Source organism: Mesorhizobium sp. M7A.F.Ca.US.006.04.2.1 (genome assembly GCF_004022915.1).
In the GTDB taxonomy this organism is placed as follows: domain Bacteria; phylum Pseudomonadota; class Alphaproteobacteria; order Rhizobiales; family Rhizobiaceae; genus Mesorhizobium; species Mesorhizobium ciceri.
Map to the genome: position 1 here is coordinate 1 of NZ_RZQA01000284.1, position 6,993 is coordinate 6,993.

Genomic DNA, 6,993 nt, shown 5'->3' on the forward strand with positions numbered 1-6,993 from the left:
TCCGTGGAAACAGCGTCAGCGCCGTGGTGACGTTCACCGCCACCGAGATGGCGGCAAAGATCATCGGAGTACGCGTGTCCTCTCGGGCGAAATAGCCCGGCGTGAATGCCTTGATCAGCACGAAGGCCGGGAGGCCGAGGCCGAAGATCGCCAGGATCGCCGCCACCGTTGGCGTCGAGCCGTTGGCGGCGAACGCGCCGCGCTCATAGACCAGCCGTACGATCGGCTCCGACATCACCCAGAGTGCGGCGGCTGCCGGCAGCGTCAGGAACAGTGTGAACTCGACCGAGCGGTTTTGCAGATTGGCCGCCTCGATCAGATTGCCCGACTTCAGCGCGCGCGACAGTTCGGGCAACAGTACGATGGCGACCGCGACACCGACCACGCCGAGCGGCAACTGGTAGATGCGGTCGGCATAGGCGAGCGAGGAGACCGCGCTGTTCTGCGCCGAGGCGATCGCCGTGCCGATCAGCTGGTTGATCTGTGTGATGCCGCCGGTGATGGCCGCCGGCAGCGCCAGGATCAGCAGCCGCTTGACCGCGGGCGTCATTTTGGGACGGCGAAAGCCGATCGAGATGCCGGCATGGCGCACTGCCACCCAGACGATCGCCAGCTGCACCAGTCCGGCGGCAAGCACGCCCCAGGACAGCCCGTAGCCGACTGTGAGGGCATCCGAGCCCTTGTACCAGGCATAGGCGAGCACGCCGATCAGGATGATGTTGAGGAACACCGGCGCCACGGCGGCGGCGAAATAGCGGCGCAGCGAATTCAGCATGCCCGCCATCATCGCGCCCAGCGACATGCAGATCAGATAAGGGAACATGATCGTCGCCAGCGTCACCGTGGTGTCGAACTTCCCCGGCGTGCCGGCAAAACCCGGCGCCACCAGATAGCGCACGATCAGCGGCATCGACAGTTCCATGATGATGGTCAGCGCCAGCAGCGCCGTGAACAGCACGCCGAACACTTCCTCGGAAAAGCGCTTGGCGCCTTCGGTGCCGTGGGTCTCGATCTCCTTGGCGAACAGCGGCACGAAGGCGGCGTTGAAGGCACCCTCGGCAAACAGCCGGCGAAAGGTGTTGGGAAACTGGAAGGCGGCGTTGAAGGCATCGGCGACCGGTCCGGTGCCGAGTGCGGCGGCCATCAGCATCTCGCGGCCGAAACCGAGCGCGCGGCTCATCAGCGTGCCGGAAGCGACCGTTGCGAATTTCTTGACGAGGCTCATGCTTTTGGGAACTGCCTGCGGAATTGGGACAAAGTGATGGTCGTTGTCACTCGGCCGCCGCCCTGGACTTGCCGCCGCGTTCGGGCACGATGCCTTCGAGCGTTGCCATCAGCCGATTGCGGATGGTGGCGATGCGGGCCGGGCTATCTATCTTCTGGCCAGTGAGATCGGTGACATAGAAAGTGTCGATGACCTTTTCGCCGAAGGTGGTGATGTGGGCCGATGCGATGTCAAGCGACAGGTCGGAAAGCGTTCCGGTGATCTCCGACAGCAGCCCAGGCCGGTCGAGGCCCTCGACCTCGATGACCGAAAAACGATTCGACAGCGTGTTGCGGATTTCGGCACGCGGCGGGATCTTGAACACCTTGGAGCCGCGCCGCGGCTTGGTGCGCTTCTCGATCATTTCCGGCAGCCAGCTCTTGCCCGACAGCACGTCCTCGATCAGCCGGCCGACACGCTCGGCACGCCGGCGCTCGTCCTCGTCGCGGTCGAATTCTCTGCTGATCAGGATCGTGTCGAGCGCACGGCCGTCCGACGTCGTGAAGATCTGCGCGTCGACAATGTTGCCGCCGGCCCCGGCGCACGCCCCGGCGATGACCGAGAGCAGGCGGGGGTGGTCCTGCGCCAGCACGGTGATTTCGGTCACCGCCTCGAACTGGTGGGTCTTGACCATGGTGGCAAGCTTGTTGCCTGACGCGTCAGCCTCACGAATGAATTCGGCATGGCGCAGCTGGTCTGCGAGATCGACGGTCAAAAGGTAATTCTCGTAGTGCTGGCCGACATAGCGCTTGCGGGCCTTGTCCGGCCAGTCGGCAAGCGCCTCGGCCAGACGCTCGCGCGCCGCCGCCGTGCGTTGCGCGCGCGACACTTCCGAAAACCCGCCGGTCAACAGCAATTCGGTCTCGTAGTAGAGCGTGCGCAGCAACTGGCCCTTCCAGCCGTTCCAGACACCCGGTCCGACGCCCCTGATGTCGCAGACGGTGAGGATCAAAAGCAGCTTCAGCCGCTCGACCGACTGCACGATCGCGGCGAAATCCTCGATGGTCTTGCGGTCGTTGAGATCGCGGGTCTGGGCTGTCATCGACATCACGAGATGGTTCTCGACCAGCCAGGCAACGGTCTCGGTATCGGCAGGCGACAGCCCCATATGCGGACAGATGCGGCGTGCGATCCTGGCCCCCGCCTCGGAATGATCCTCCGGCCTCCCCTTGGCGATGTCGTGCAGCAGTACGGCGACATAGAGCGCCTCGCGGCTCTTCTTCAGCCCCGGCATCAGCGTGTGCGACAGGGGATGGACCTTTTCGCCGTCGCCGCGTTCGATCTCGGCCAGCACGCCGATGCAGCGGATCAGATGCTCGTCCACCGTGTAGTGGTGGTACATCGAGAACTGCATCATGGCGACGATCTTGCCGAAATCCGGGATCAGCCTGCCGAGCAGCCCGGCCTCGTTCATGCGGCGCAGATTGAGTTCGGCATTGCGATCCGAGGTCAATATGTCGAGGAACAGCCGGTTGGCCTCCTCGTCGCGCCGCAGCGACTTGTTGACCAGGCCGAGCGAACGGGTCAGCAGCTTCAGCGCATCGGGGTGGAATTCCAGACCGTGCTTGTCGGCGAACCAGAACAGCCTGAGCAGATTGACCGGATCGCGCTCGAACACCTGGTCGTCGGCGATGTTGATGCGGTGGTTGTCGACAATGAAGTCCGACGTGCCGGCCAGCTTGCGCTTGCGCCGCGAGAAAGTCAGGAAGATGCGGTTGAAGCCCGGCACGTGCTTGGCCTGCTCCTCCTCGAGCGCGGCACAGAAGATGCGGGTCAGGTCGCCGACGTCCTTGGCAACGAGGAAGTAGTGCTTCATGAAGCGCTCGACCGCGGACAGGCCGGGGTGCGTGGTGTAGCCGAGCCGTTCGGCGATCTCGCGCTGGATGTCGAAATGCAGCCGCTCCTCGGCCTTGCCGGTGAGGAAATGCATGTGACAGCGTACCGCCCACAGGAAATCCTCGGCCTTCTGGAACTCGCGGTACTCGCCCTCGGTGAAGACGCCTTTATCGACCAGTTCCTCGCCGGTGCGCACCCGGTAGAAATATTTGCCGATCCAGAACAGCGTCTGCAGATCGCGCAGGCCACCCTTGCCGTCCTTGACGTTGGGCTCGACCAGATAGCGGCTTTCGCCGGCCTTGGCATGGCGGTCATCGCGTTCGGCAAGCTTGGCCTGGACATATTCGGGGCCGGTCGTGCGCACCACCTCATGGTCGAAGCGCAGCATCAGTTCATCATAGAGCTTTTCCTCGCCCCACAGGAAACGTGCTTCGAGGATCGAGGTGCGGATGGTGACATCGGTGCGCGACAGGCGCAGGCATTCGTCGATATTGCGTGTGGCGTGGCCGACCTTCAGCCCCAGGTCCCACAGCATGTAGAGCATGTATTCGACTGTCTGTTCGCCCCACGGCGTCTGCTTGTAAGGCAGCAGGAACAACAGGTCGATGTCGGACCCCGGCGCCAGCGTTCCACGGCCGTAGCCGCCGACAGCGACGACGGCCATGCGCTCCGCGGAGGACGGGTTCTTGACCCGGTAGACATGGGTGACGGCGAAATCGTAAAGCGCCCGGATGATCTCGTCCATGAGATGCGACAGCCGCGCCGCGCAGGCGCTGCCGCCGCCATCGTCCCTCAGCATGCGTTCGGCAATGGCGCGCCCGTCCGCCAGTCGTCCCTTGAGCAGCTGGAGCACACCATTGCGCGCAGCCTGCCCTGAGCCGTCGCCCGCCGTGGCCGCGGTCAGCGCGGTCATCTCGCGGCGCAAGGCTTCGCCGTCGATCAATTCGTCGAGCTTCAGGGAGATTCTTGCCATATATCCAGTCGGCCTTGCCGTTTCGGCGGCGTCTATAGCGCGTTTTGGCGGCGCTGGGTATGGGGCGTTGAAGCCGGTTCAAGACCCGGCTGAGTTTTGGCTCGGATAAGTAAATGGAATGACCATTCTCCGCTTCAGTCGACCGAAATCGACAATGCGCTTGCCTATTCGCCGAGCCTCGGCTTTGACCCGCGCTATGGCTGTCTTTCTGCGTTTCCCGGTCCCGGCGGGTGCGGCGCACTGGATATCCCGCTTTTCTCTGAGCAGGCTTGGCAATTGGAGCGCCCTGTCGCCAAGGAACTGATCTTGCGCGCAGAGCGCAGGAACAAGCTGATAGATCGTCTCGCCTCGCAAAACCGAAAACTCGGGGTTGAAGACAAGGTCGTCGACAGCGATGCCGATCTTCTCGGTGGCCTTGATCAGGTCGAGCGCGGTTTGCCTGGAGATGATGTAGCCGGCGGTTCCTATATGTCCGGCGTCGAGTTTGGATGTGGAAAAGCCGTGACCGATGGCAATGCGCTTGCGTCGGATCACGGTCTTACAGAAGTAGCTTTCGAGCTTGACGACTTCGGCATCGGCTGGGATCCAGTCGCTGTCGCGAAGCAATGCGCCGGCTTTTGCGGCAAAGACGATGTCGTCCTCGAAAATCGCCCCGTAGCGAGCGTCGCCTTGGGCGATGACAGCCCAGCAGGCCCGGTGACTGAGCAGGCAGGCGATCTCGCCGTCAGTCAATGGCAGCCTGTTCCGATATCCGACATTTTGCGGCAGCTGGTCCAGCTCCGGCCGGTCGCGTGCGTCTATGGCCTGAACGCGTTCGAATGCAACGCCGATGCGGGCAAACTCCGCCGTCACACGGGCAAGGCGATCGGGAGACCGATCGAGATTGATGACCAGACGCTTCATTGCCGAAGAAAATCCCCACCCCCGCGACGCTCGCGCTTTCTAGCAGGCCTGGTGTTGCCGCGTGAGACTTTTTCTGGGGTGGATGGACGCGCCGTGGACCGGAGAAGAAAAGTCGAAACAGCCCTTGACCTTCCAGTTACTGGAAGCCCTATCTCCACGTCACACAGCGATCCATCAAGGCATTTTCGAATGACGCATTCAGATCACGATCATCACGCGCACGGTAGCTGCTGCTCGACAAAAGGCGTCGTGCCCACCACGAAGAGCGTCGTCCGCGACCCGGTCTGCGGCATGACTGTCGATCCGGCGGCTGGCAAGCCGACGGCCGAGCATGATGGCCATCTCTATCATTTCTGCAGCCAGGGCTGCCGCACGAAATTCGTCGCCGAACCGGAAAAATTCCTGACCGCCACCGATCCGGTCTGCGGCATGAGCGTCGACCGCGCGACAGCCAGGTACTTTGCCCGCCACGAAGGCCGGGGCTTCTATTTCTGCTCGGCCGCTTGCCAGGCGAAATTCGAGGCGGAGCCGCAAAAATATCTCGGCGGCAGGCCAGCACCGCAGCCGATGCCCAAGGGCACGCAATACACCTGCCCGATGCACCCGGAGATCGTCCGCGACAAGCCCGGATCCTGCCCGAAATGCGGCATGGCGCTGGAGCCGATGGGCATACCAACGGGTGACGAGGGTCCCAATCCGGAACTGGTCGATTTCACCAGGCGATTCTGGGTCAGTGCCGCTCTTTCCGTCCCTTTGCTGGTCGTCGCCATGGCGCCGATGCTTGGCCTGACTTTCCAGGCTTTTGTCGACGAGCGGACGAAGGTCTGGCTTGAGCTGGCATTGGCCAGCCCCGTCGTGTTGTGGGCGGCACTGCCTTTCTTCCACCGCGGCTGGGATTCGCTCGTCAACCGCAGCCCCAACATGTGGACGCTGATCTCGCTCGGCGTCGGCGCTGCCTATCTCTACAGCGTCGTCGCCACGCTGTTTCCGGATATCTTTCCGCATCAGTTCCGCGGCCATGGCGGTGCGGTGCCGGTTTATTTCGAGGCTGCCGCCGTCATCGTCGCGCTGGTCTTCCTTGGCCAGGTGCTGGAGCTGCGCGCCCGTGAAAAGACCGGTTCGGCGATCCGCGCCTTGCTCGATCTCGCACCGAAGACAGCGCGGCTGATCGCCGCCGATGGTTCCGAAAACGACGTGCCCCTCGCCGCCGTCAAGGCCGGCGATCGCCTGCGCATACGCCCCGGTGACGCCGTGCCGGTCGATGGCACGGTGCTGGAAGGACGGTCCTCGCTCGACGAATCGATGATCACGGGCGAGCCGTTGCCGGTCGAGAAGGTCGAGGGCGATGCGCTGACCGGCGGCACGCTCAACAAGAATGGTGCGCTGATCATGCGCGCTGAGAAGGTCGGCGCCGAGACGACGCTGGCGCGCATCGTCGAGCTCGTCGCCAAGGCGCAGCGCTCGCGCGCCCCGATCCAAGGGTTGGCTGATCGCGTTTCTTTCTACTTTGTCCCGGCCGTCGTCCTTGTCGCGATTATCGCCTTCATCGCCTGGGCCGTGTTTGGACCCGAGCCCAGCCTGATCTTTGCCATCGTCTCGGCGGTGTCGGTGCTGATCATCGCTTGTCCCTGTGCGCTCGGCCTGGCGACGCCGATGTCGATCATGACCGCCACCGGGCGCGGGGCGCATGCCGGCGTGCTGATCAAGGAAGCCGCAGCACTCGAACGCTTCGCTTCCGTCGACACGCTGATCGTCGACAAAACGGGGACGCTGACCGAAGGCCGGCCGAAGCTGACCGATGTCGTCACGGCAAACGGCTTCTCCGAAGACGAATTGCTGGCGCTTGCCGCGGGCCTGGAGAAAGGCTCGGAGCATCCGCTGGCTGAAGCCATCGTCGACGGCGCCGCTACGCGCGGCGTGACCGTTGCAGAGGCCAGCGGCTTCGAGGCGGTCACCGGGAAGGGTGTGTCCGGTTCGGTCTCGGGAAAGACGGTCGCACTCGGGAACGCCGCGATGA

4 protein-coding genes are annotated in these 6,993 nt (G+C 63.5%); 1 reads left to right on the forward strand and 3 read right to left on the reverse strand.

The genetic code is table 11. The features are described from left to right. From murJ to EN925_RS16695, 3 genes are all read right to left on the reverse strand, one after another. Positions 1–1,225 (reverse strand): murein biosynthesis integral membrane protein MurJ (gene murJ / locus EN925_RS16685; RefSeq protein WP_128336714.1); only part of this gene is annotated, 1,225 nt, incomplete at its 3' end. A gap of 46 nt (positions 1,226–1,271) precedes the next feature. Continuing rightward, complete coding sequence (locus EN925_RS16690) at positions 1,272–4,073, reverse strand: [protein-PII] uridylyltransferase (protein WP_127385369.1); 2,802 nt, start codon at positions 4,071–4,073, stop codon at positions 1,272–1,274. A 78-nt stretch (positions 4,074–4,151) separates the two neighbouring features. Further along, entirely contained in the window at positions 4,152–4,976 is an 825-nt protein-coding gene (locus EN925_RS16695) for a glycosyltransferase family 25 protein (protein ID WP_127369548.1), read from the reverse strand. A gap of 189 nt (positions 4,977–5,165) precedes the next feature. On the opposite strand from EN925_RS16695, the gene EN925_RS16700 reads away from it, so the two are divergent. Next, the coding region (locus EN925_RS16700) for a heavy metal translocating P-type ATPase (protein WP_128336716.1) at positions 5,166–6,993 on the forward strand (1,828 nt) is incomplete at its 3' end.

Coding starts and splice junctions, on each gene's coding strand:
- EN925_RS16695 (WP_127369548.1), bottom strand. CDS start 4,976: ATGAAGCGTCTGGTCATCAATCTCGATCGGTCTCCCGATCGCCTTGCC.
- EN925_RS16690 (WP_127385369.1), bottom strand. CDS start 4,073: ATGGCAAGAATCTCCCTGAAGCTCGACGAATTGATCGACGGCGAAGCC.